The organism is Blautia sp. HCP3S3_C4 (assembly GCF_052064095.1).
GTDB lineage: Bacteria > Bacillota > Clostridia > Lachnospirales > Lachnospiraceae > Blautia_A.
Window position 1 is genome coordinate 83,403 of record NZ_JBQHWF010000003.1, and the last position, 24,660, is coordinate 108,062.

The following is a 24,660-nucleotide window of genomic DNA, read 5'->3' on the forward strand; positions in this document are numbered from 1 at the left end:
TTGCAACTATTCACCAGTTCCGATTCATGCGTTACTATCCTACAAAATGTTTTGTAAAAAAATCTCATCTGCGTAGCTTGTCGTTGCAAGGCGCATTACTGTGAACGAAGTGAGCAGTAACAGCCCGACAGTTCCACAGCCAGCCAACAGGCAGGAAATATTTTTGGTTTCAGGTGCATTTGCAGTGGGCGTAGTAACTCTTGGTGCGTGGGAATCTGCGTTATTCAAAAATTGCTCACTGTCTGAGCGAAGCGAGTTTGAGCAATTTTTGAATGTTTTTAGCAGATTTCCACACACCTAGAGTTATTAGCCCGCGAAACCGCACCTGAAACCAAAAATATTTCCTGCCGTCCCTAAACCCCATTGACTTTTCCCCCCTTTTTTTTTATATTATTATAGATAGAAATTGCGTATCTCTTTTTGTATGCGTTTTCAAACTCTGAAAAAAAGGAGAGTTGCTCGAAATGAACAAAAAAATGCTCTTTGTTTTCAACCCCAAAGCAGGCAAAGGTAAGATAAAAACCAATTTGCTTGATATTGTAGATATATTTAATAAAGGTGGCTATGAAGTCATCATCTATTCCACACAGAAACCAAGAGATGCCTATGAAAAAGCCAAAGAATACGAATCTAAAGTAGACCTTATCGTATGCAGTGGTGGTGATGGCACACTTGATGAGGTGGTCACCGGTGTGATGGAGGTAGACAGTTCTGTTCCTATCGGATATATTCCTGCAGGAAGTACCAATGATTTTGCCAATAGTCTTTTTATGCCGAAAAATATGGTTGAGGCTGCTGAAGGTATTATGGAAGAGAAGCTTTATCATTGTGACATTGGCAGGTTTAATAATCAAAGCTTTACTTACATAGCAGCCTTTGGGCTTTTTACGGATGTTGCTTACCAGACAGACCAGGATCTGAAGAATATTCTGGGACATGTGGCTTATCTTCTGGAAGGAGTGAAGCGTCTCTTTGATATTAAATTCTATCATATGAAAATCCAATCAGAGGAGCTGACTGTTGAAGATGATTTCATTTATGGAATGGTGACTAATTCCAGATCTGTGGGAGGATTCAAGAATCTTACTGGAAAGAATGTGGATATGAATGACGGTCTTTTTGAAGTGACCATGATCAGACAACCCAAGAATCCACTGGAATTACAGGAGATCATGACAGCAATGCTGACAGCTGAGGATAATACAGACATGATCTATTCTTTTAAATCAGCGCAGCTGACCATTACCTCAGAGGAAGTGGTACCCTGGACCTTGGATGGGGAGTTCGGGGGAGAACATACACAGGTGAAGATTTCGAACTGCCATGAAGCACTGAATCTTTATCTGAAAAGTACAAAAGATGAAGATTCCAAAACAACGGGATTTTCTGCATTAATAAATAAAAAGGAGAACAACAATGGGTGAGTATATCAATGTAGTAGAGACATTCGGATGTGATGTGTTTAATGATTCTGTTATGCAGGCACGTCTGCCCAAGAAGGTATACAAGGAATTGAAAAAAACCATAGAAGAGGGCAAAGAACTGTCTATGGAGATTGCAGATGTAGTAGCACATGAGATGAAGGAATGGGCTATTGAAAAGGGAGCCACACATTACAGCCACTGGTTCCAGCCCCTTACAGGCGTGACAGCAGAGAAACACGATGCTTTTATCACAGCTCCGATGGATAACGGCAAGGTCCTGATGTCTTTCTCCGGAAAAGAACTGATCAAAGGTGAACCGGATGCATCTTCTTTCCCGTCCGGTGGATTAAGAGCAACTTTTGAAGCAAGAGGATATACAGCATGGGACTGTACATCACCGGCATTTGTGCGCCATGATGCAGCAGGCGGAACACTCTGTATTCCTACTGCATTCTGTTCCTATACAGGAGAAGCACTTGACCAGAAGACACCACTTCTTCGTTCTATGGAAGCAATCAACACCCAGGCACTCCGTCTGCTGAGACTTTTCGGAAATACAACTTCTAAGAAAGTAACTCCGTCAGTAGGAGCAGAGCAGGAATATTTCCTGATCGATAAAGAGAAATGGCTTCAGAGAAAAGACCTGATCTATACAGGCAGAACTCTTTTTGGAGCTATGCCTCCGAAGGGACAGGAAATGGATGACCATTACTTTGGAAGTATCCGTCAGAGAATTTCCGCATACATGAAAGAGGTAAATGAAGAATGCTGGAAGCTTGGAATTCCTGCAAAGACACAGCATAATGAGGTTGCTCCTGCACAGCATGAGCTTGCACCGATCTATGCACCGGTCAATATCGCAGCAGACCAGAACCAGATGATGATGCGTATCCTTAAAAAGGTTGCCAGTCGTCATGGAATGCGCTGTGTCCTTCATGAGAAACCATTTGCAGGTGTGAACGGTTCCGGTAAGCATAACAACTGGTCTCTTACCACAGATGACGGAATCAATCTTCTGGATCCGGGCAAAACACCTCATGAAAATATTCAGTTCCTTCTGGTCCTCACCTGTATCCTGAAAGCAGTAGATGAACATGCAGATCTTCTGCGTGAATCTGCGGCAGATGTGGGAAATGACCAGAGACTTGGCGGCCATGAGGCACCGCCGGCAGTGATTTCCGTATTTCTTGGAGAGCAGCTGGAGGATGTTCTGGAACAGCTGGTCAGCACAGGAACAGCAACTCACAGTAAAAAGGGAAGTAAGCTGGAAACAGGTGTTAAGACTCTGCCTGATTTCATGAAGGATGCCACAGACCGTAACCGTACTTCACCTTTTGCTTTCACAGGAAATAAATTTGAATTCCGTATGGTGGGCTCAAGAGATTCTATTTCCGCATGTAACGTAGTCCTGAATACGATCACAGCAGAAGTATTTAAGGAAGCATGTGACCGCCTGGAAAAAGCTCCTGATTTCGAACTGGCGGTACATGACCTGATCAAAGAATATGCCACAGATCATCAGAAGATCGTATTTAACGGAAACGGCTATGCGCCGGAATGGGAGGAAGAAGCTAAACGCCGCGGACTTCCGATCCTTCCGAGCATGGTGGATGCAATCCCTGCACTTACTACAGAGAAGGCAGTGAAACTCTTTGAATCTTTTGATGTATTCTCAAGAGCTGAGCTTGAATCACGTGCAGAGATTAAATATGAGATTTACTCTAAAGCAATCAATATTGAAGCAAAGACCATGATCGACATGGCAACCAAGCAGATCATTCCGGCAGTTATCAGATACACCACTGTTCTTGGCGAATCTATCAATACAGTGAAAACAGCAGGCGAAGGACTGATCGATGTAAGTGTACAGCTTGATCTGCTCAAGAAAGCATCAAAACTCTTAAAGGCTGCAAACAGTGCCATGAGTAAGCTGAGCAAACTGGTTGAGAAGATCCCGGAATATGCAGAGGGACGGGACAGAGCCGTATTCTGCAGAGAAAAGGTGGTTCCTGCAATGGAAGCTTTACGTGAGCCGGTGGATGAACTGGAAATGATCGTAGATAAGGAAATGTGGCCGATGCCTTCTTATGGAGATCTTGTATTTGAAGTATAATGTTGTAAAAATATAAAGAAGAATGCTATAATGAAAGGGTCGTGAATCTGTAAAAGATAAGCGGCCTTTTTCTATAACACAAACTGGACTATAATAGTTATATAAAGGAGAACTAAATGGAAGAACTGAAATTTCTGGAGGAGCAGCAGGTAGCTCCTGAACTGATAAAGAGAGTAGAAGAATTCCGCAGCCGGTATGAGGTGGCACCGGAGACCGCAGACAGGATTGTGAAACCATCCATTCCATTTTACGGAAAAGACATTCTGGAAATGGCCATTGCCGGATTGCTCAAAGGGGAGAACCTGTTACTCACCGGTCCAAAGGCAACAGGAAAAAATATCCTTGCAGAGAACCTGGCATATATTTTCAACCGTCCCGCATATAATGTTTCCTTTCATGTAAACACAAACAGTGGAGATCTGATCGGCACAGATACTTTCGTGGACAACGAAGTTAAGCTTCGCAAAGGAACTATCTATCAGTGTGCAGAATACGGTGGTTTCGGAATCCTTGACGAGATTAATATGGCAAAGAACGATGCAGTTTCCGTTCTCCATGCAACCCTGGATTATCGCCGTTCCATCGATGTCCCGGGCTATGACAAAATTGATCTTCATCCGGCTGCCCGTTTTATTGGAACTATGAATTACGGTTATGCAGGAACCAAAGAACTCAATGAAGCGCTGGTATCCAGATTTCTGGTCATAGACATGCCGGCTCAGACTGAAGAATCCCTGGAATTTATTTTCCGCCGGATGTTCCCGAATATAAAAGAAAACGCCAGAACACAGTTCATCGGAGTATTCCTGGATCTTCAGCTCAAAGCCACAAACAGTGAAATTTCCACCAAACCTCTGGATCTGCGAGGTCTCCTTGCAGCCATGAAGATTGTAGAAACCGGACTTTCTCCGAGAAAAGCAGTTACTATGGGGGTGGTGAACAAGACCTTTGACATTTTTGAGAAAGAAATCGTAGAGGATATTGTGAAAACCAGAATTCCGGCAGACTGGACAAGGGATGATGTATATGAAAGATGAGAAAATCGTAGAAATTGACGATTACCGTCTGGAACTGGAAAACAGGATCCGCAATCTCCTCTGGACTATCAGCGGAGATTACACATTAAATATGAAAGTAGATGTTTCTCTGTATCTGCGCTCAAAAGCAATCGCTCTGTATGACGGCATCAAGCAGGGCGCTCTGGCAAAATATTATGACAGAAATCTGCTGGGTTTATATCTGGTAAAAAAAGTTTTCTGCCAGGCAGGAGAAGGAGAACTGACTGCAGTAGCACAGCTATGTGTAGAAGAAGCAATCGGGGACAAAATCTGTCAGGAACGTCCGGGAGTCCGGGAGATGCAGAAGGAAGCATTCGAGGATATCCTGGATCAGGAGTTTGAACAGATGCCCGCATACGGAGATATTCTTGGCCGATTGAAGATTGCCATCCTGCGTGACCGTTTACAGAATGGAAACCATTATGTAGAAGAGCGTCTTCGAAAAATCCGCGACATGGTTTACAAAGCCAGAACAGCTGCAGACACTATAGAACTGATCCGTATTATTGACAGTCTTTATAACACCATTATTGATCCGAATTTTGAGAAAGATCATGGAACACTGGAACAGGTTATGGCAGTCACCATGGAAGAACTGACAGAATACGACTGGGAAGATTTTCTTACAGAAGAACTCTATGAGGAAGCTCTGGAGAGTTACATCGAACAGATGACAAACAAAATCACGGACATGGAAGATACTGCTGTCACTGAAGAAATGGAAAAACAGCGCCAGACCAAACACAAAATTACAATTCTCACAGAGGAGGAACTTGAGAAAGCATACACCTATGTAGAGTTGAATTTCGGAAAAACTTATCTCACTCCAGCAGAAGAGAAGCGAATGAATTATCTGATGTGCAGGGAACTTCACAGGGACTGCAGCCTTTATTTTACAGAAGGAATTCTCAAGAATCCGGTGAAACGAAATTATCAGTACGAATATGCAGTGCGATTAAAGAATAAGAATATCTGGCTCTACCATGACAAACACAGGATTGTAAAGCAGAACATCGCATCCCTTACAGACCTTTTGCGAAAGACACTGGTGCTGAAAAGCGAGACGCAGGAAGTACTGTCAGACAGAGGAATGATCATTCCGTCCAGACTCTGGCGTGTGGGCAGAAGCAGTGAAGCAAATCTGTTTAAAAGAGAATTGAAATCTGATGCATCTGATTTCGTAGTAGATGTGCTGATCGATGCCAGCGGTTCCCAGATGTCCAGGCAGGGGGATGTGGCATTACAGGCTTACATCATCAGTGAAGCATTAAGTAATGTAAACCTGCCTCACCGTGTCATGAGCTTCTGCACATTCTGGGACTATACGATCCTTCACAGATTCCGCGAGTACGATGATCCACAGTCAGCTAATGAAAATATTTTTAATTATGTAACTTCTTCCAATAACAGGGATGGACTTGCCATCAAAACCGCAGGATACGGTCTGCTTCAGAGATCTGAGGAGAAAAAAATCCTCATTGTATTAAGTGATGGAAAACCATACGATGTCATCGTAAACAGACCTCATGCAAAGAATCCGGAACCTTATATGGGAAAATATGCAGTCAATGACACTGCAACAGAAGTACGGCATCTGCGAAACCTTGGAGTAAGTGTTCTGGGAGTGTTTGCAGGGGAAGAAAAGGACCTATCCACAGAAAAAAAGATATTTGGAAAAGATTTCGCATATATCCGGGATATTTCGAATTTTTCCAGAATTGTTGGGAGATACCTGATTAAACAGTTGGATTCGGATGAATAGACAGATAAAACAGGGCGAAAATATGCTGTTTGAACGTGCTGATATATTAAGAAATTATCAGATTAGCACGTCAATATGGTAAAGTGCATAATAAACCAGTTTTTTCACCTTGCCTTTTTGTACAAATTTCGCTATAATGTTTTATGTTTATAAATTAATACAAAAGGGAGAGAAAATCATGAACGAAAACAAAGAGTTCAAACCGTATATTCCGGCTGACAAGATCACACCAGAATTTACGGTGACATCCATCATCATGGGTGTTATCCTTGCAGTCATCTTCGGTGCAGCCAATGCTTATCTTGGCCTGCGTGTTGGTATGACTGTATCTGCTTCCATTCCGGCAGCAGTTATTTCCATGGGCGTAATTCGCAAGATCATGAAAAAGAACTCCATTCTGGAGAGCAACATGGTCCAGACAATCGGTTCAGCCGGTGAATCACTGGCAGCCGGTGCAATTTTCACAATGCCTGCTCTGTTCCTTTGGGCAGAAGAAGGACTTTGTGAAATGCCGGGTATCGTGGAAATCACATTAATCGCACTTTGCGGTGGTGTTCTTGGTGTACTTTTTATGGTACCACTTCGTAACGCACTGATCGTAAAAGAGCATGCAACACTTCTTTATCCGGAAGGAACTGCCTGCGCAGATGTTCTTCTTGCAGGTGAAGAGGGTGGTGCAAACGCTGCGACAGTATTCTCAGGTATGGGAATCGCAGCGATCTTTAAATTTGTCGTTGACGGTTTAAAGGTAATCCCTGCAGACGTTGCAGTAGCATTTAAAGGATTCAAAGGTGAAATTGGTATGGAATGCTATCCTGCACTTCTCGGTGTTGGATATATCGTAGGACCAAGAATCGCATCCTTTATGTTTGTTGGTTCTCTTATCGGCTGGATGGTGCTGATTCCGGTAATCTGTCTGTTCGGAGCTGATACAGTTATGTATCCCGGAACAGAAACAATTTCTGCTCTTTATGCAGCAGGCGGAGCAGCTAAAATCTGGAGTACTTATGTAAAATATATCGGAGCAGGAGCTATCGCAACAGGTGGTATTATTTCCCTGATCAAATCCCTGCCTCTGATCATTACAACCTTCCGTGATTCCATGAAGAGCATGAAAGGTGGCAAGAATACAAGTACAGAAAGAACTGCACAGGATCTTCCAATGAACGTTATCCTGATCGGTATTGTGGCAATGGTTGCGATCATCTGGCTTGTTCCGGCTATCCCGGTTAACCCGATCGGTGCGCTGATTATCGTAATCTTCGGCTTCTTCTTTGCAACTGTATCTTCCCGTATGGTTGGTCTTGTAGGAAGCTCCAACAACCCTGTATCAGGTATGGCTATCGCTACACTTCTGATCGCAACAATGGTTATCAAAGCATCAGGCAATACCGGTATCGACGGAATGAAAGCAGCAATTGCTATTGGTTCCGTAATCTGTATCGTAGCAGCGATCGCAGGTGATACTTCACAGGATTTAAAGACAGGTTATCTTCTTGGTGCAACTCCTAAGAAGCAGCAGATCGGTGAGCTTATCGGTGTTGTTGCTGCCGGTTTTGCTATCGGTGGTGTTCTTTATCTTCTGAATACTGCATGGGGATACGGAAGTGCAGAAGTACCTGCTCCTCAGGCAACTCTGATGAAGATGATCGTAGAAGGTATCATGGGCGGCAAGCTTCCATGGACACTGGTATTTATCGGTGTATTCCTTGCAATTGGTCTGGAAATCTTAAGAATTCCGGTTATGCCATTTGCTATCGGTCTTTACCTTCCAATCTACCTCAACGCTGCTATCATGATCGGTGGTGTTGTTCGTATGTTCGTTGACGGAAGAAAGAATGTTGATGATAAGAAAAAAGAAGAACAGGCAACAGACGGTACACTTTACTGTGCAGGTATGATCGCAGGTGAAGGTCTTGTAGGTATCCTTCTTGCAATCCTTGCAGTAGTAAACGTAAGCAGTGTATTTGATCTCTCCGGAAGCATTAACCTTGGTAATGCAGGCGGCGTGATCCTGATGTTACTTATGATCTTAAGCCTTCTGAAATTCAGTATCTGGAACAAGAAGAAAGCCTGATCAGGCGGAGATGATAATATTTAAATGAGTAAAAAGAAAAAAGAATTACAGATCAATTATCTGGATCTCATTCCTGAGCGCAGTGCACAGCTTCGCTGGCATACTGATATCAGGGGGAGAATGGTGCTGGAAATAGAGAATAAGGGCGCGTTTAACACGATTGCCCAGAAGCTGTTTGGAAAACCCAGATATACGAAGATACATCTGGATGACAATGGCACATTTATCTGGCCACTCATAGATGGTGAGAAAACAGTGACAGAGATTGCAGCACTGGTAAAAAAAGAATTCGGAGAAAAGGCAGAGCCTTTATATCCAAGAATTGTGAAATATTTCCAGATAATGGAGAGTTATCATTTTGTAAATTTTATCAATAAGCCTGAGAAAAAATAATGGCATATATTGTTTGGTTTATGAATCATAAGCCATAATAAGAACGGGAGCAGTCCTTAACTGGATCTGCTGCCGTTCTTGTAATTTGCAGAGAAAATAATACGGCGCAGTGTTAAAGTAAAAACAGAGAGGAGTAATATGAATTCAAAAAAATCAAGTATGCAGGGCAGAAAACCCCTCTGGTTGGAATATCTGATGATCATTGTAGGTACAGGACTGATGTCACTGGCTATCAATTCGGTGTTTGATGCATCGGGAATGGTAACAGGTGGATTTTCCGGCATCGCAATTATTATAAAAGCCTGGACAAAGGGACTGGTGAACGGTGGGATTCCCCTCTGGGTGACCAACTGTGTCCTGAATATTCCCCTGTTTTTTATTGCATGGAGGGTCAAAGGCTTTTCTTTTATAAAGAAGGCAATCCTGGGTGAAATATCACTGTCTGTATGGCTGGCAATACAGCCAGTGTTTCATCTGGCCGGGGATGACCTGCTTCTGGCAGCACTCTATGGAGGCGTGATCCAGGGAGTGGGAATTGGTCTGGTCTTCCTGGGAGGCGGAACTACAGGCGGAACAGATATGATGGCTGCTATTATCCAGAAATTTCTTCAGCATTATTCCATTTCTCAGATCATGCAGATTATTGACGGGGCAGTGGTTGTTGTGGGTATGTATGTATTCGGAATCCATAAGGCCCTTTATGCCATTATAGCAGTGTACCTTGTGACAAAAGTATCGGATGGACTGATAGAAGGCCTGAAATTCTCCAAGGCTGTCTATATTATCACAGAAAAGCCGGAGGAAATTGCCGGAATTATCATGGAAGATCTGGACCGGGGAGCTACAGGGATTAATGTGAAGGGGATGTATTCCGGACAGGATAAGCTTATGCTTTTTGTGGTGGTAAATAAAAAGGAAATTGTCATGCTCAAGGAAAAGGTGGATGAAATTGATCCTCAGGCATTTGTGATCGTAACGGATGCCAGAGAAGTCCATGGAGAGGGATTTATAGAAAAAAACAGGTAAATCTATGGAAAGTTTTATATTGAAAGATAAAACTGAGCAAAATATAAAAAAAAACATGCAAAAAATTGTAAGTTTTTTCATTTTCCCTCTTTCTATTTTGGTGATTTTGTATTAAAATATAATTCAGTGAGAAATATTTATGGTAAAACAGAACGGCAAAATAGAAAAATAAACTGTAGATGAGAAGGGATTGAATTGGGATGATATCGAATCAGGTGCTTCAAAATACTCTGGAAGGATTAAAAGAAATATCAAGAACGGAATTTTGTGTTATTGACACAGAGGGCAAAGTGCTGGCCAGCACTTTTGCGGATTTTTCCATTGCAGCAGCAGATGTACAGGCTTTTGTAGAATCCCAGGCTGACAGTCAGCTGGTAAAGGGATTTCAGTATTTTAAGGTGTGTGACGACTATCAGTTGGAATATATTCTGGTAGCACACGGCGATGATGAGGATACCTATATGGTAGGTAAGCTTGCTGCATTCCAGATTCAGAATCTGATCATAGCATATAAAGAACGTTTTGATAAAGACAGCTTTATCAAGAATCTTCTTCTTGATAATCTTCTTCTGGTGGATATTTATAACCGTGCGAAGAAATTACACATAGAAGCAGATGTGCGCCGTGTGGTTATGATTCTGGAAATGCCTCAGGAGAAGGATCACAGCTCCATGGAAAGTGTAAAGAGTCTCTTTGGCGGTAAGAGCAAGGATTTTATTACAGCAGTGGATGAGAAGAGTATCATCGTAGTCAAGGAACTGGATGAGGGCGAAAATTATCCGGAGATGGATGCTCTGGCTCATACTATTCTGGATACACTGGGAATGGGAAATGACGGCAGGACTCATATGGCATACGGTACTATTGTCAATGAACTGAAGGAAGTATCACGTTCATACAAAGAAGCCAGAATGGCTCTGGATGTAGGAAAGATCTTCTTTGGAGATAAGGAAGTGATTGCCTACAGTTCCCTGGGAATCGGACGACTGATTTATCAGCTTCCTATACCGCTGTGTAAAATGTTTATCAAAGAGATCTTTGGCGGAAAGTCTCCGGACGATTTTGACGAAGAAACTCTTGTAACGATTGATAAATTCTTTGAAAACAGTCTGAATGTTTCTGAGACCTCCAGACAGCTTTATATTCATCGAAATACTCTGGTTTACCGTCTGGATAAGCTTCAGAAGAGCACAGGACTTGACCTTAGAGTATTCGAGGATGCCATCACCTTTAAGATTGCCCTGATGGTAGTGCGATATATGAAATATATGGAGACTCTGGAATACTGATAACGCAGAATAAAAATGATTGGTCTTTACCTGCCTGCAGTGTATTTATCTGCAGGCAGTATTTATGTGAAAGTCAATATCCGGTCACATATCCGGAGCTTTATTGGAGTAGACTGTGACAAAAAATATGAACAATCTATGAAACACCGAGAATCCTCTTGCCAAATGACAAAACATATATTACAATAATGTTACGAAAAGATTAATGACCCCACTGGAGGAATAAATAAATGATAGATCTGATAGATGTAAGTAAATCCTATGGGCCCGGACTTCCTGCCGTGAACCATGTAAACCTGCACGTAGACAAAGGTGAATTTGTATTCGTAGTAGGAAGCAGTGGTTCAGGTAAAACAACGATGATCAAGCTTCTCATGAAGGAACTGGATTCCACATCCGGACAGACAATTGTAAGCGGTGAACGCCTGGAGGGAATGAAGCACAGGAGAGTAGCGAAATACCGCAGAAAGCTTGGTGTGGTTTTTCAGGATTTCCGATTACTGAAGGACAGAAATGTATATGAAAATGTAGCCTTTGCACAGCGTGTGATCAACCGTCCCACCCGTGTGATCCGCAAACGTGTACCTGAGGTTCTTCAGGAAGTTGGCCTGGCCGGTAAATACAAATCCTTTCCGGATGAGCTTTCCGGCGGAGAACAGCAGAGGGTAGCCCTGGCAAGAGCACTGGTAAACCGTCCGGATATTCTTCTGGCAGATGAACCGACCGGAAACCTGGATCCAAAAACTTCTGAAGAGATCATGAAGCTTCTGGAACAGATCAATGACAGAGGAACCACAGTTCTGGTAGTAACACACAATAAGGAAATTGTAAATGCCATGCGTAAAAGGGTGGTAACCATGCATGAGGGTTCCATAATAAGTGACGAGAAAGAGGGAGAATATCATGAGGCCTAGTACAATATGGTATACCCTGAAGCAGGGTATCAAAAACATAAAAAGAAACTGGATGTTTTCCCTGGCATCTATTATTACTATGGCTGCCTGTATTTTTCTGTTTGGAATTTTTTTCTCCATTGTAAATAATGTAAATAATATTGCACATAAAGTAGAGTCAGAAGTTCCTGTCACAGTATTTTTTGATGAGGGAACCAACAGTAAGCAGATGAAAGCAGTAGGAAAGCAGATCAAAGCCCGTCCGGAAGTGGAAAAGATTGAGTTCCAGTCAGCAGAGGATGCGTGGGAAGAGTATAAAGACAAATATTTCCAGGGTTCTGATGCAGCAGACGGATTTAAGGATGACAATCCTCTGGCAAATTCAGCCAATTACCGTGTTTATATGAATGATATTACCAAACAGACAGAACTGGTTTCCTATATCCAAAGCCTGGAACATGTAAGAATGGTAAATCAGTCAGAAGAAGCTGCCAAAACACTGGGAAATATAAATAAGCTGGTATCCTATGTTTCCATTGCGATCATTGCACTTCTTCTTGTTATTTCTGTTTTCCTGATCAGCAATACCATATCAGTTGGTATTGCAGTCCGCAAGGATGAAATCGGGATTATGAAATACATAGGTGCCACAGATTCCTTTGTCCGGGCTCCCTTTATGCTGGAAGGAATCGTACTTGGAATTATTGGGGCAGCAATTCCGCTGATTGGCCTGTATTTTGGATACAATGCAGCAATCTCCTATATCCTGAATAAATTTAATGTATTAACCGGAGTGGTGGATTTTATCCCTGTTCTGGAGATGTACCGGACTCTGCTGCCGATCAGCCTGGGGCTGGGAATTGGCATTGGATTAATAGGAAGCTTCTTTACAACAAGAAAACACTTACGAGTATGACACTTGTTACTGAGAACAGTGAGAAAAGGTCAGGCTGCCGGACGGAAAACGGCAGCCTTTTTTACTGGCTGGTTGTGTGGCCTTTGACAGAAGGCGAAAAAATAGAAAACAGGAGACAGAACATGAAGAACAGAGAATTCTGGAAAGGAGCACTGGCAGGAGTCCTGATTACTGCCTGTGTAAGCACCGGGGTTTATGCAGGAGTGAATTATTTCAGGGGAGATACAGTACTTGGGGATCGGAAATGTACGGAAAAACTTACATATTTGGAAAATATGATCGATCAATATTATCTGGGAGATAAGGATGAGGAGAAACTGAAAGAAGGATTGTATACAGGTTTGCTCTATGGCCTGGATGATCCTTACTCCAGGTATTATACTGCAGAGGAATATGAGGCGGAGAATACCTCCAATCAGGGTTCTTATGTGGGAATCGGTATCCTGATGTCAAAGAATAAAGAGGGCGGCGTGCGTGTGGAAAAATGCTATGAAGGTGGCCCCGGGGAAGAAGCAGGACTGAAGGAAGGGGATATTATCAGTGCTGTTGACGGCGAGGACATTACAGATATGGAAGTCTCAGATGTGGCTGGACTGGTTAAAAATTCTGACAAAGACAGTATTGTTTTTACTGTTCATCGGGAAGGGGTAAAGGAAGCTATGGAGCTTACGGTTTCCATTACAGATGTGGAGCTTCCTTACGTGTTTCATGAAATGCTGGAGGATCAGATTGGATATATCCGTATTACAGAATTTGCAGGTGTAACTGCCCAACAGTACAGAAAGGCTTTTGCAGATCTGGATTCCCAGGGGATGGAAAGGCTGATCGTAGACCTTAGGGACAATCCTGGCGGTCTGTTGGATTCTGTCTGCGAAATCCTGCGGGATATTTTGCCTGAGGGATTGATTGTATATACAGAAGATAAAGAAGGAAACCGTACAGAAGAAAAATGCGATGGAGAAAATGAACTGCAGCTTCCCCTGTCTGTTCTGGTTAATGAAAGCAGCGCCAGTGCATCGGAGATTTTTGCAGGAGCTGTGAAGGATTATGGAATCGGAACCATTGTGGGCACTACTACATATGGAAAAGGGGTAGTACAGTCTATCAGTCAGTTGAACGATGGAAGTGCAGTGAAGCTTACCATTGCCAATTATTATACACCTAAGGGAAATAATATTAATAAAATTGGGATCAAACCGGATATAGAGGTTTCTCTGGATAATAACCTGCTGAATAAGACCAGAGATGAGATCACACATGAGGAGGATAACCAGCTGCAGGAAGCGATTAAGGCAGTTGAGAAGGAAAAGTAGTTGTTTGGTTGATAGTTTGATGCTATACTGTATATATCTGTATTTATATGGGCAGAAATTGAAAAATATCAGAAAACGAGAGGCGACAACATGAGCGAATATGTGATCACCACCGACAACAATTCAGATCTTCCGGAGAAATATTTCAAAGACCATGGAGTAGGCTGCATGTATCTCAGTTATTCCATGGATGGAAAAAATTATACACATGAAAATTTCCTTCCGGAGCATGAATTTTATGAGGCAATGAGAAACGGTTCCATGCCAACCACAGCACAGGTAAATCCTGAAAATGCAAAAACACTGCTGGAGCCTTACCTGAAAGAAGGAAAAGATATTCTTCATATTGCATTTTCCTCTGGTTTAAGCGGTACATACAATAGCAGCCGTATCGCAGCAGAGGAACTGATGGAGGAATATACGGACCGGAGGATCATAGTGGTGGATTCTCTTTCTGCTTCTCTGGGACAGGGACTTCTGGTATGGTTGGCGCAGCAGAAAAAAGAATTGGGCCAGACGCTGGAGGATGTTGCAGACTGGGTAGAGAAAAACAAACTGAAAATGGTACATTTGTTTACTGTGGATGATCTGAACCATCTATACAGAGGGGGACGTGTTTCCAGAACAACTGCAATTGTAGGAAGCATGTTGAATATCAAACCTGTGCTTCATGTAGATAATGAGGGCAAGCTGACTGCAATCGGTAAGGTCCGCGGCAGAAAGAAGGCACTTCAGGAACTGGTAAAGCTGATGGATGAAAAAATCGGAAGCTTTGGAGCTGACTGCGATACTATTTTTATCAGTCATGGTGACTGCGAACAGGATGCACAGTATGTTGCGGCAAAGGTGAAGGAAAAATATAATATAAAGAACATCATTATTAACCAGGTAGGTGCTACCATCGGTGCACATTCAGGCCCGGGAACTATGGCGTTGTTTTTTGTGGGAGATGTGCGATAAGGTTATACAGCACGTAAAAGGCTGTCGAAATATCAGAATGGATATTCCGGCAGCCTTTCTCTATAATATATATAGGTAAAAAACAGTTACAGCAGTATTCTATATTGATAACAGACAGGAGAAATTATGCAGATAGAAAATTTTACACAGGAACTGATACAGCTGAGGCGGCATTTCCACCAATATCCGGAGCTTGCCCTGCAGGAATATGAAACCTCCGCATATGTAAGGCGTTATCTGGAAAAACTGGGATATACCATTACAGAAGTCCCTCCAACAGGACTGATAGCAGAGCTGCCAGGTCTACAGAATCGGGCCAAGATGGTAGTAGTTCGGGCAGAGATGGATGCTCTTCCCATAACAGAGAAAACAGGTTTACCCTATGCAGCAGACAATGGCTGTATGCATGCCTGCGGACACGACTGCATTATTGCATCTGCCCTGATCCTGGCAAAGATTGTGGCCAAAGAGCAGGAGGATTTCCCAGTGAGGGTACGTTTTCTCTTTGAGCCGGCAGAGGAAATCGGGGAAGGAGCCAGACGGATGCTGCAGGCAGGTGCTATGGAGGAGCCCAGGCCGGATGCCTTTGTCATGTTTCATTATGCCTCCGATCTGCCTTTTGGAATGGCAGTCCACCGGGGACAGGCTTCTTCTATGATCAACAGTATGGAGCTTCATGTCCGGGGAAAATCCAGCCACTGGTGTGAAGCACAGAAAGGCATAGACAGTATCTATGGGGCTGCTCAGGTCATCAATGCCATTCATGATCTGAATGAGAATTTTGGCAGAGAACATCCGGATGTTGGAAAATATATTCTGGGAATCGGAACTGTGCAGGGAGGTAAATATACCAACATTATTGCAGATCATGTAGTGATGAACGGAAATATCCGCGCAGCTTATGAGGAAACTTATCATGCCCTGAAAAAAGAACTGGAAGAGAAGCTGGTGGAGATCGGGCAGCAGACCGGCACACAGATCACCATGGATTTCCCAAAAGAACCGGTCTATCCTTTTGCCAATGATGATGGGCTGGTGGATATTGCGTGTCAGGTGGGAAATAAGATTTTCGGAGACCGCTTTATTCTGGAAGGCGAAGATGAATTATTCCTCTCCGGAGATAATGCTTACCGTTATTTCCGCGAAACAAAAGGCCTCTTCGCCATATTCCTGGCCGGAATCCCCGGAAAAAGCCATCCCCTCCACCACAACCAGTTCCAGATCGACGAAGCAGTACTGCCTTGCAGTGTGGAAGCGTTGTATGAAATTGTGAAGGGAATCTGAGAGAGCTGAAATTTCCCACGACAATTAATACAGAAATGTATCATGTTCAAAAAAAATATGATATACTTACGCTATACATAAGCGATAGTAAAAACGGGGGAACGTGAAATGGCTGAAATGGAAAACAGTAAAGCTCTGATCAGTGTATTGTGGAGCGGAGCAGATATTCTTCGCTCAAAAATGGATGCAAATGAATATAAAAACTATCTTCTGGGAATTATTTTCTATAAATACCTGTCAGATTCTTTTCTTATCAAAGTATATGATATGATCTGTGATGGTAAACCACAGACATTAAAAGAAGCACTGGATGTATATGTAAAAGAATTGGAAAGTGAAGGTAGCGAGGAACTGAAACAGGGAATGAAAGAAGAATGCCATTATGTGATCGAGCCTGAACTTACATACACGTATTTTGCAGATGCTGCAAGAAACAATTCTTTTAACAGAGAGCAGCTGCAGAAAGCATTCAATAATATTGAACAAAGTGATCCTATCTTTGCAGATTTATTTGCAGATATTGATCTGTATTCTAACCGTCTGGGAACGGGAGATCAGAAGCAGAGTGATACAGTTGCAAGTCTGATAAAAGAAATTGATAAAGCAGATTTATTGAATTCAGATGCGGAAATACTTGGAAATGCCTATGAGTATCTGATCGGACAGTTTGCATCAGAGACAGGAAAGAAAGCAGGTGAATTCTATACACCTCAGGCAGTATCCAAAATTCTTACTCGTATTGCAATCGCAGGACAGGAAGAAAAACAGGGATTATCTGTCTATGACCCATGTATGGGTTCCGGCTCTCTTCTGCTTAATGCAAAAAAATATGCGAAATATTCTCAGTACATTAAATATTATGGACAGGAATTAAATACTTCAACTTACAATCTTGCAAGAATGAATATGTTTCTTCATGGCATTCCGGCAGAGAATCAGAATCTGAGAAATGGCGATACTCTTGACGGAGACTGGCCAACAGATGAAGAAACAGACTTCAATATGGTACTTATGAATCCGCCTTACAGCGCAAAATGGACCGCAGCAGCAGGCTTTCTGCAGGATGAAAGATTCAGTGATTATGGGGTACTTGCACCGAAATCAAAAGCAGATTACGCTTTCTTACTGCATGGACTCTACCATCTGAAAAATAATGGAACTATGGCAATTGTACTTCCACATGGTGTCCTCTTCAGGGGAGCTGCGGAAGGGAAAATCAGAGAAAAGCTGCTTCGTTCCGGAAATATTTATGCAGTAATTGGTTTACCGGCAAATCTCTTTTACAATACTTCGATTCCAACTTGTATTATCGTGCTGAAGAAGCACAGAGATGGCAGAGATGTGCTGTTTATTGATGCTTCAAAGAAATTTGACAAAGGCAAGAAGCAGAATGAAATGACAGATGTGCATATCAATGAAGTAATGAAACTGTACAGTAAACGGGAAACTGTAGAAAAAGAATCGTTTCTTGCCAGCTTTGAAAAAATAGAAAAGAACGACTTTAACCTCAATATCCCACGCTATGTTGACAACTTTGAAAAAGAAGAAGAGATAGACCTGAATGATCTGTTATCCGAGATGAAAAAAACAGATGATGAATTAGAAAAAACACAGGGGGAATTCCTGTCCTTACTCAGGGATTTAACTTCTACAGATGACGCAATTATGAAATCATTAGATGAACTGATTGCGAAAATGGAGGGGTAAATTATGGAAAGACCTGAGATTAGATTTAAAGGGTATACGGATGAGTGGGAACAGCGTAAGCTTCCTGAATTTGTTTCATTTTTTAATGGTTTGACTTATACGCCAGACGATGTGGAAGAAACAGGAACATTGGTATTGAGATCTTCAAATGTGAAAAATGGAGAAATTATAGATGCTGACAATGTGTATGTGAATGATAAAGTGGCTACATCTGAAAATGTACAGGAAGGTGATATTATAGTTGTAGTAAGAAATGGTTCACGTGCACTTATTGGAAAACATGCGCAAATTAAGGTTTCTATGCCAAATACAGTAATTGGAGCATTTATGAGCGGCATGCGTTCTGAACATTCTTCTTTTGTAAATGCACTACTTGACACTTCTGTATTTGAAAATGAAATTGCAAAGAATATGGGAGCAACTATTAATCAGATTACAGGTTATATGTTCTCAAAAATGGAATTTATGATTCCATCAGGAGAAGAACAACAGCAAATAGGTGAGTATTTTCAAAGTTTAGATAACCTCATTACTCTTCACCAGCGAAAGTGTGATGAAGTAAAAAGTTTAAAAAAATATATGTTACAAAAAATGTTTCCTCAAAATGAACAAAAAGTTCCAGAGATCAGATTTAAGGGATTTACGGAAGCTTGGGAACAGCGTAAGTTCAGAGATACCTTTGACATTATGCAAAATAACGCTCTGTCTAGGGCAGACTTAAGTAGTGCAGGTGGAGATGTTATGAATGTGCATTATGGAGATGTTCTGATTAAATATGGAGAGGTTTTAGATGTTAAAAAGGATGAAATGACTTACCTATTGGATGCATCTCTTGTAAATAAGCATCTGGCTTCTTTATTGCAAAATGGGGATATCATTATTGCCGATGCAGCGGAGGATGAGACTGTAGGAAAATGTAGTGAAATAGCGGGTTTGACAGATGAAAAAGTATTGTCCGGACTACATACTATTCCATGTAGACCAAGAGGAAATTTTGCAGAAGGCTATCTTGGATATTATATGAATTCGGGTTCATATCATGACCAATTGCTTCCTTTGATTCAAGGTACAAAGGTTTCATCTATTTCCAAATCTGCAATACAAGATACGGATATTATGTACCCTAAATCTGAGATGGAACAGAGACAGATAGGAGATTATTTTAGAAACCTCGACAACCTTATCACCCTTCACCAGCAAAAGTGTGAAGAACTGAAAAAAATAAAGAAATTCATGCTACAGAAAATGTTTGTCTAGGAAAAAAGGTGAGCAAATGGAAAAAATTACGTTATTTCATGGAACTCCGAACAGAATTGTAGTGCCAACATACGGACTTGGTGAGAAAAAACATGATTATGGCATGGGGTTTTATTTGACAGATAACCTGAATCTTGCAAAGGAATGGGCTGTTTGTAAACCTAATGATGAGAATGGTTGGGTTCATCGATATGAACTGGATACCGACCAATTAAAAATACTGGATTTTCAGGAAAAAGATGTTCTCTCATGGCTGGCAGAGCTGATGAAACACAGAGATGCTTCCGATTCCAAACGTTATCGGGTGTTATCAAAAAAATTTATTGAGAAATATGGAATAGATACAGAAGGATATGATGTGATTAAGGGCTGGAGAGCCAATGCTTCTTACTTTTATATTGCAAAGGAATTTGTAAGAGATAATATTGATATGGACATTCTGACGGAATTGCTTTCTCTTGGTGGTCTGGGAATCCAATATTGTATTAAATCCAGGCTGGCATATGAGCATTTGCAGGAAGTACAGGACGGTCTGCTGCCTGTTGATTATATGGAATTCAGAGAAAAATATAATCAGCGAGATGTTTCAGCAAGACAAAAGATGCGGGAATTAATTGATTCTGATGCCAATAAAGTAACGAATGTATTCAGTACATTGCTTTAGGAGAGGATTATGAGAGCGTATGCAGAAGCTTATTTAAGCGATGTTGTAGAAAATCAGGGAAAGCTGTTTGATTTTGTAGCACAGTCATTCCCTGATAAAAATACAGAAGATTTTATTAACACATACATGAAGAGCAAAACGAGAAAGAGCATAGATGAAGCACAGGCTTATGTGAATACAATGAATGTGGAAGATTTATGGTCGTATTTTCTTAAAACTGATCATTACAGATTGCAGGAAGGAGAAAACTTAAAAGGTTTTATTCCGGACTGGATTGGAGAATTTTACGCATATTATCAGTGGTATTATAATATGCCAAGTTCAGAAGTTGTTCAGAAAATCCCGGTGGATTTTTTGAAGAAAGCTTATTACGGACTTCATGATCTGGAACTTGAGCTGGCAGTCAGAAAAGTAGGTGAGGTTTAATGAATATTATTTGTTTTCACAACCCGAATGAAGAAAATGGATATTTGAGTAACTGGTATCCGACTCATTTCACAGTTGATGGAATAGAATTTTCTTCAATGGAACAGTTTATGATGTATCAGAAAGCATGCCGCTTTCATGATGCTTCAGTAGTAAATGAGATACTGGGCACAAATGATGTTGCGGAAATTAAGAAATTAGGGCGTGAGGTACATGGGTATGATGAAAATACCTGGAATGGCGTAAGGCAGATTGTTGTCTATGAAGGATTAAAGGCGAAATTCAGTCAAAATGCAGAATTGAAAGAAAAACTTGTTGATACAGGTGACGCAATATTGGCAGAATGTGCAGTAAGAGATCAGATTTGGGGGATAGGTTTATCCATGAGAGATCCCAATAGACTTGATCTAAGTAAGTGGAAGGGGAAAAATCTGTTAGGGTATGCTCTGATGATGGTTAGAGAGCAGTTGTAAATGCTAATCCTTGGGAACAGCGTAAGTTCGGTGAAATAACAGAATTAAAGTCAGCATCACGAGTTCATAAAGATGAATGGACATCAAATGGTGTACCTTTTTATAGATCGAGTGATGTAATGGCAGCAATAAATGGAACTGAAAATGAAAAAGCGTTTATTTCAGAAGAATTGTATGAAAAGCTTTCTAAAGTATCAGGAAAATTGGAAGAAGGAGATATCCTTGTTACAGGCGGAGGATCAGTTGGAAATCCCTATATTGTGCCGGATAATAAGTCATTATACACAAAAGATGCAGATCTGTTATGGATAAAAAACAAAGGGAAATTTCATCCATATTTTTTATATGAATTTTTCTTCTCTCCAACCTTTAGAAATTATTTGGGAAATATTTCTCATGTTGGAACTATAGCACATTACACGATTACACAATTATCGGATACACCGATTTGCTTGCCGAGTTTTGAGGAACAAAAAGAAGTTGGGGAATATTTTCAAAGTCTTGACCACCTCATCACTCTTCACCAGCGAAAGCCAATTCCCCATCCCAACCATCCAACTACCCACACGAAACACAAAGGAGAAGAAAAATATGTCAGAATTAGAGTCAATGATAGAGGAAAAATTAATAGAACAGCTAATTTACGGAGATTCCCAGTGGACATACCGGGAGGATTTAAAAACTGATGAGGATCTGTGGGCGAATTTCAGATATATTCTGGAGCAGAATAATAAGGACAGGCTGGATGGAGAGGGTCTTTCTGACTCTGAATTTGAACAGGTAAAGAACCAGCTGCAGTTTTCCTCATTTTATAAAGCCGGGGAATGGCTGGTAGGTGAGAATGGAAAGGTAATGGTTCATGTACAGCGGGATACGGAAAAGTTGCATCTTGTAGTGATGAACCATGAGCATATTGCAGGCGGTTCCAGTGTTTATGAAGTGATTAATCAGTATAAAGCACTGAAATCAGATGATGAGGATTCCACAGATGTGCGGGACAGAAGATTTGATGTAACTCTTATGATTAATGGGCTTCCCATGATACATATTGAGTTGAAGAATAAACAGCATTCTTACATGGACGGATTCTGGCAGATAAAAAAATATATTGGTGAGGGTAAATTTACCGGGATTTTCTCAGCTGTGCAGATGTTTGTAGTTAGTAATGGTGTGGATACCAGATATTTTGCGGCAGCAGGGGATACAGAGTTAAATCCCAAATTTATGAGTGGATGGGTAGACAGAAAGAATAATCCTGTTTCAGATTATCTTAGCTTCACAAAGAGTGTACTCCGTATTCCCCAGGCTCATGAAATGATTGCCAGATACACAGTTCTGGATGAAGATGCCAGACGGCTGATTCTGCTCAGACCATATCAGATTCATGCCATTGAGTCTATACGTGAAGCTTCAAAAACCGGAGAATCCGGTTTTGTATGGCATACAACCGGTTCGGGAAAAACACTGACATCCTATAAGGCAACAAGAAATCTTTTGATGGATATTCCAAGTATTGATAAGACGATTTTTCTTATTGACCGTAAAGATCTGGATACACAGACAACTATGGCATTTCAGGCATATGCAAATAATGATCTGGTAGATGTGGATGAAACAGATAATGTAAATGATCTAAAAAAGAAATTAAAATCGGCTGACCGTCAGGTGATTGTAACGACAATCCAGAAAATGCAGATTCTCATAAGTAAAAGACTGCAGGAAGGTACCTCGGACTTTGATAAAATCAAAAATCTGAGGATTGCTTTTGTAGTGGATGAGTGCCACAGGGCAGTGACACCGAAAACAAAGAGAGAACTGGAACGCTTCTTTGGCAGGTCTTTATGGTACGGTTTTACCGGAACTCCACGCTTCGCAGAGAATCCATATCCGCAGATGGGCGATTTGCCACGAACAACAGAAGAATTATATGGAAAATGTCTCCATTCTTATACCATACAGAATGCAATTCATGACAAGGCGGTTCTGGGATTTCAGGTTGAGCATAATGGTCCTAAAAATATGACAGATGAAACGGACAGCAGCCAGTATGACAATGAAACGCATATGTTAAAGGTATTGGATGTAATTTTAAACAAATCCTATTACAAATTAGGTCTTCAGAATGGAAAGGGAATGACATATGAGTGTATGCTTACAACCAAATCCATTCAGGTTGCGCAGAAATATTATGAGCTGCTTACCAGGGTAAAGAACGGAGAAACTTCTCTTGTGATTGATGAGAAAATCAGACAGGTGCTTCCGGACTTTCCTAAATTCGCCATCACCTATTCTGTTACCGAAAACGAAGAAGGCTCTCATGTAAATCAGGAAAAAATGCAGAAATCTTTGGATGATTACAATGGTATGTTTGGAACGAAATATGAAATGTCTCAGATACAGAGCTATAATGCCAATCTGAATAAACGTCTTGCCAGAAAAGATGCCAGATTTAAAAGCAGACGAGAACAGCTGGATCTGGTAATTGTGGTAGACAGACTGCTCACAGGTTTTGACGCACCATGTATGTCTACGATTTTTATTGATCGTCAGCCTATGGGACCTCATGATCTGATTCAGGCTTTTTCAAGAACTAACCGTATTTATGACACCAATAAGACATATGGACAGATTGTAACCTTTCAGGCACCAATGCTCTTTAAGAAGTGCGTGGACAATGCAGTGAAATTGTATTCTGCCGGAAGCACAGAGACAGCGTTGCTGGCAGAATGGGATGAAGTAGAGCCTGCATTTCGTAAAGCACTTTCTGCACTGAAAATCTGCGCTGAGAAGCCTTCGGACATTCCGGGTATGTCCATGAAAGAGAAGAAAATTTTTGCAAAAATGTTCCAGGAGTTTGACAGCCTGTTTGCACAGCTGAAATCTTTTACAAAGTATGACGACAGTATGTTGGAAGCGTATGGAATTACAGAGGCAGAATATGAGGATTATGCAGGTCATTATAAAAATGTAATGGAAGAGATTCGTGATTCCAAAGATCATGGGGATTCAGATTCCGGTGATACACAGGTGGATCAGGATTATGAATTGATGGCATACAGCAGTACAAAGATTGATTACGAATATATCATTAACCTGATCCAGAATATTGTAACTCCGACAGAGGAGGATGAGGAAATTACACCACAGGAACGACAGAAAAAGCTGGAAGAAGTAAAACAGTACGTGGCGGAGCTTCGCAAAGATAATGAAAAAGTAGCAGACCTTATGTCAAATCTGATTGCAGATATTGAGAAAGATGACAAAAAGTACAGGGGAAAATCTATCCTTAATATTATTGAGAATATGAAACGAGACTGTGTGGAAAAAGTTATCTCTGATTTCTGTATTCAATGGTATGCGTCAAAGGATGATGTAATGTATGCGGCAATCCATTACAGAAATGGGAAAATCCCCAATGAAACGGCAATTAAAGCGACTGTTGATTATACCAGCTACAAAGAAGCACAGGAAACAGCTTTGCCGAAGTATAAATTTTATAATCGCATGATGGCAGAATTGAAGAAAACTCTGGATGAAGAGATAAAACCTCTTCTTATGACTGCATAAATCCATCAATTTATTCGCTCTATTTGCAGAATTGCTATAGTCATTACATTGTAAATAT

General features: G+C 41.3%; 20 protein-coding genes. All 20 read left to right on the forward strand.

Features of this window, described 5'->3' with window-relative positions:
• Nucleotides 1-464: 464 nt before the first annotated feature.
• The 20 genes from ACTNC6_RS03970 (at nucleotide 465) to ACTNC6_RS04065 (ending at nucleotide 24,602) form a co-directional block, all read left to right on the forward strand.
• Nucleotides 465-1,424 (forward strand): diacylglycerol/lipid kinase family protein, encoded by a 960-nt coding sequence (locus ACTNC6_RS03970; protein WP_303241947.1) that lies wholly within the window; start codon nucleotides 465-467, stop codon nucleotides 1,422-1,424.
• Complete coding sequence (locus ACTNC6_RS03975) at nucleotides 1,417-3,537, forward strand: glutamine synthetase III family protein (protein ID WP_441032567.1); 2,121 nt, start codon at nucleotides 1,417-1,419, stop codon at nucleotides 3,535-3,537. The genes ACTNC6_RS03970 and ACTNC6_RS03975 overlap by 8 nt, the downstream gene beginning before the upstream one ends.
• 116 nt (nucleotides 3,538-3,653) lie before the next feature.
• Nucleotides 3,654-4,574: an AAA family ATPase gene (locus tag ACTNC6_RS03980; protein WP_195565585.1), complete on the forward strand. Its 921-nt coding sequence runs from the start codon at nucleotides 3,654-3,656 to the stop codon at nucleotides 4,572-4,574.
• Nucleotides 4,564-6,357 (forward strand): cobaltochelatase CobT-related protein, encoded by a 1,794-nt coding sequence (locus ACTNC6_RS03985; RefSeq protein ID WP_441043280.1) that lies wholly within the window; start codon nucleotides 4,564-4,566, stop codon nucleotides 6,355-6,357. The genes ACTNC6_RS03980 and ACTNC6_RS03985 overlap by 11 nt, the downstream gene beginning before the upstream one ends.
• Before the next feature lie 178 nt (nucleotides 6,358-6,535).
• A complete protein-coding gene (locus tag ACTNC6_RS03990) occupies nucleotides 6,536-8,434 on the forward strand; it encodes an OPT family oligopeptide transporter (RefSeq protein WP_441043281.1) in 1,899 nt (632 codons plus the stop codon).
• 24 nt (nucleotides 8,435-8,458) lie between these two features.
• Nucleotides 8,459-8,827 (forward strand): PqqD family protein, encoded by a 369-nt coding sequence (locus ACTNC6_RS03995; RefSeq protein ID WP_173743505.1) that lies wholly within the window; start codon nucleotides 8,459-8,461, stop codon nucleotides 8,825-8,827.
• 138 nt (nucleotides 8,828-8,965) lie between these two features.
• Nucleotides 8,966-9,853, forward strand: coding sequence for a YitT family protein (locus ACTNC6_RS04000; RefSeq protein WP_441043282.1), 888 nt, complete (start codon nucleotides 8,966-8,968; stop codon nucleotides 9,851-9,853).
• Nucleotides 9,854-10,053: 200 nt separating this feature from the next.
• Complete coding sequence (locus ACTNC6_RS04005; RefSeq protein WP_019162443.1) at nucleotides 10,054-11,142, forward strand: PucR family transcriptional regulator; 1,089 nt, start codon at nucleotides 10,054-10,056, stop codon at nucleotides 11,140-11,142.
• A 230-nt stretch (nucleotides 11,143-11,372) separates the two neighbouring features.
• Nucleotides 11,373-12,056: a cell division ATP-binding protein FtsE gene (gene ftsE, locus ACTNC6_RS04010; protein WP_019162442.1), complete on the forward strand. Its 684-nt coding sequence runs from the start codon at nucleotides 11,373-11,375 to the stop codon at nucleotides 12,054-12,056.
• On the forward strand, nucleotides 12,046-12,951 hold the full coding sequence (gene ftsX / locus ACTNC6_RS04015) for a permease-like cell division protein FtsX (protein ID WP_433845274.1): 906 nt from the start codon (nucleotides 12,046-12,048) through the stop codon (nucleotides 12,949-12,951). Before ftsE ends, ftsX begins: the two co-directional genes overlap by 11 nt.
• Nucleotides 12,952-13,073: 122 nt before the next feature.
• Nucleotides 13,074-14,264, forward strand: a complete 1,191-nt coding sequence (locus ACTNC6_RS04020; RefSeq protein WP_441043283.1) for a S41 family peptidase — start codon at nucleotides 13,074-13,076, stop codon at nucleotides 14,262-14,264.
• 90 nt (nucleotides 14,265-14,354) lie between these two features.
• Nucleotides 14,355-15,224, forward strand: coding sequence for a DegV family protein (locus tag ACTNC6_RS04025; RefSeq protein WP_441043284.1), 870 nt, complete (start codon nucleotides 14,355-14,357; stop codon nucleotides 15,222-15,224).
• A 126-nt stretch (nucleotides 15,225-15,350) separates the two neighbouring features.
• The gene (locus ACTNC6_RS04030; RefSeq protein ID WP_441043285.1) at nucleotides 15,351-16,508 is read left to right on the forward strand and encodes a M20 metallopeptidase family protein; all 1,158 of its coding nucleotides are present in this window, start codon (nucleotides 15,351-15,353) and stop codon (nucleotides 16,506-16,508) included.
• A 108-nt stretch (nucleotides 16,509-16,616) separates the two neighbouring features.
• Nucleotides 16,617-18,215 carry a type I restriction-modification system subunit M gene (locus ACTNC6_RS04035; RefSeq protein WP_441043286.1) on the forward strand — a complete coding sequence of 533 codons (1,599 nt, stop codon included), beginning with the start codon at nucleotides 16,617-16,619 and terminating at the stop codon, nucleotides 18,213-18,215.
• A gap of 3 nt (nucleotides 18,216-18,218) precedes the next feature.
• Nucleotides 18,219-19,472, forward strand: a complete 1,254-nt coding sequence (locus ACTNC6_RS04040; protein WP_441043287.1) for a restriction endonuclease subunit S — start codon at nucleotides 18,219-18,221, stop codon at nucleotides 19,470-19,472.
• 16 nt (nucleotides 19,473-19,488) lie between these two features.
• Nucleotides 19,489-20,136: a DUF3990 domain-containing protein gene (locus ACTNC6_RS04045; protein ID WP_441032594.1), complete on the forward strand. Its 648-nt coding sequence runs from the start codon at nucleotides 19,489-19,491 to the stop codon at nucleotides 20,134-20,136.
• 9 nt (nucleotides 20,137-20,145) lie between these two features.
• The gene (locus ACTNC6_RS04050; RefSeq protein WP_441032597.1) at nucleotides 20,146-20,562 is read left to right on the forward strand and encodes a hypothetical protein; all 417 of its coding nucleotides are present in this window, start codon (nucleotides 20,146-20,148) and stop codon (nucleotides 20,560-20,562) included.
• Complete coding sequence (locus ACTNC6_RS04055) at nucleotides 20,562-21,035, forward strand: NADAR family protein (protein ID WP_441032600.1); 474 nt, start codon at nucleotides 20,562-20,564, stop codon at nucleotides 21,033-21,035. The genes ACTNC6_RS04050 and ACTNC6_RS04055 overlap by 1 nt, the downstream gene beginning before the upstream one ends.
• Before the next feature lie 35 nt (nucleotides 21,036-21,070).
• Nucleotides 21,071-21,721, forward strand: a complete 651-nt coding sequence (locus ACTNC6_RS04060; RefSeq protein WP_441043364.1) for a restriction endonuclease subunit S — start codon at nucleotides 21,071-21,073, stop codon at nucleotides 21,719-21,721.
• Nucleotides 21,627-24,602 (forward strand): type I restriction endonuclease subunit R, encoded by a 2,976-nt coding sequence (locus ACTNC6_RS04065; RefSeq protein WP_441043288.1) that lies wholly within the window; start codon nucleotides 21,627-21,629, stop codon nucleotides 24,600-24,602. The genes ACTNC6_RS04060 and ACTNC6_RS04065 overlap by 95 nt, the downstream gene beginning before the upstream one ends.
• Nucleotides 24,603-24,660: the final 58 nt, after the last annotated feature.

Excerpts from the sequence above, each read along its gene's own strand:
- ACTNC6_RS03970 (WP_303241947.1), top strand. The coding sequence starts at position 465 with ATGAACAAAAAAATGCTCTTTGTTTTCAACCCCAAAGCAGGCAAAGGT.
- ACTNC6_RS03975 (WP_441032567.1), top strand. The coding sequence starts at position 1,417 with ATGGGTGAGTATATCAATGTAGTAGAGACATTCGGATGTGATGTGTTT.
- ACTNC6_RS03980 (WP_195565585.1), top strand. The coding sequence starts at position 3,654 with ATGGAAGAACTGAAATTTCTGGAGGAGCAGCAGGTAGCTCCTGAACTG.
- ACTNC6_RS03985 (WP_441043280.1), top strand. The coding sequence starts at position 4,564 with ATGAAAGATGAGAAAATCGTAGAAATTGACGATTACCGTCTGGAACTG.
- ACTNC6_RS03990 (WP_441043281.1), top strand. The coding sequence starts at position 6,536 with ATGAACGAAAACAAAGAGTTCAAACCGTATATTCCGGCTGACAAGATC.
- ACTNC6_RS03995 (WP_173743505.1), top strand. The coding sequence starts at position 8,459 with ATGAGTAAAAAGAAAAAAGAATTACAGATCAATTATCTGGATCTCATT.
- ACTNC6_RS04000 (WP_441043282.1), top strand. The coding sequence starts at position 8,966 with ATGAATTCAAAAAAATCAAGTATGCAGGGCAGAAAACCCCTCTGGTTG.
- ACTNC6_RS04005 (WP_019162443.1), top strand. The coding sequence starts at position 10,054 with ATGATATCGAATCAGGTGCTTCAAAATACTCTGGAAGGATTAAAAGAA.
- ftsE (WP_019162442.1), top strand. The coding sequence starts at position 11,373 with ATGATAGATCTGATAGATGTAAGTAAATCCTATGGGCCCGGACTTCCT.
- ftsX (WP_433845274.1), top strand. The coding sequence starts at position 12,046 with ATGAGGCCTAGTACAATATGGTATACCCTGAAGCAGGGTATCAAAAAC.
- ACTNC6_RS04020 (WP_441043283.1), top strand. The coding sequence starts at position 13,074 with ATGAAGAACAGAGAATTCTGGAAAGGAGCACTGGCAGGAGTCCTGATT.
- ACTNC6_RS04025 (WP_441043284.1), top strand. The coding sequence starts at position 14,355 with ATGAGCGAATATGTGATCACCACCGACAACAATTCAGATCTTCCGGAG.
- ACTNC6_RS04030 (WP_441043285.1), top strand. The coding sequence starts at position 15,351 with ATGCAGATAGAAAATTTTACACAGGAACTGATACAGCTGAGGCGGCAT.
- ACTNC6_RS04035 (WP_441043286.1), top strand. The coding sequence starts at position 16,617 with ATGGCTGAAATGGAAAACAGTAAAGCTCTGATCAGTGTATTGTGGAGC.
- ACTNC6_RS04040 (WP_441043287.1), top strand. The coding sequence starts at position 18,219 with ATGGAAAGACCTGAGATTAGATTTAAAGGGTATACGGATGAGTGGGAA.
- ACTNC6_RS04045 (WP_441032594.1), top strand. The coding sequence starts at position 19,489 with ATGGAAAAAATTACGTTATTTCATGGAACTCCGAACAGAATTGTAGTG.
- ACTNC6_RS04050 (WP_441032597.1), top strand. The coding sequence starts at position 20,146 with ATGAGAGCGTATGCAGAAGCTTATTTAAGCGATGTTGTAGAAAATCAG.
- ACTNC6_RS04055 (WP_441032600.1), top strand. The coding sequence starts at position 20,562 with ATGAATATTATTTGTTTTCACAACCCGAATGAAGAAAATGGATATTTG.
- ACTNC6_RS04065 (WP_441043288.1), top strand. The coding sequence starts at position 21,627 with ATGTCAGAATTAGAGTCAATGATAGAGGAAAAATTAATAGAACAGCTA.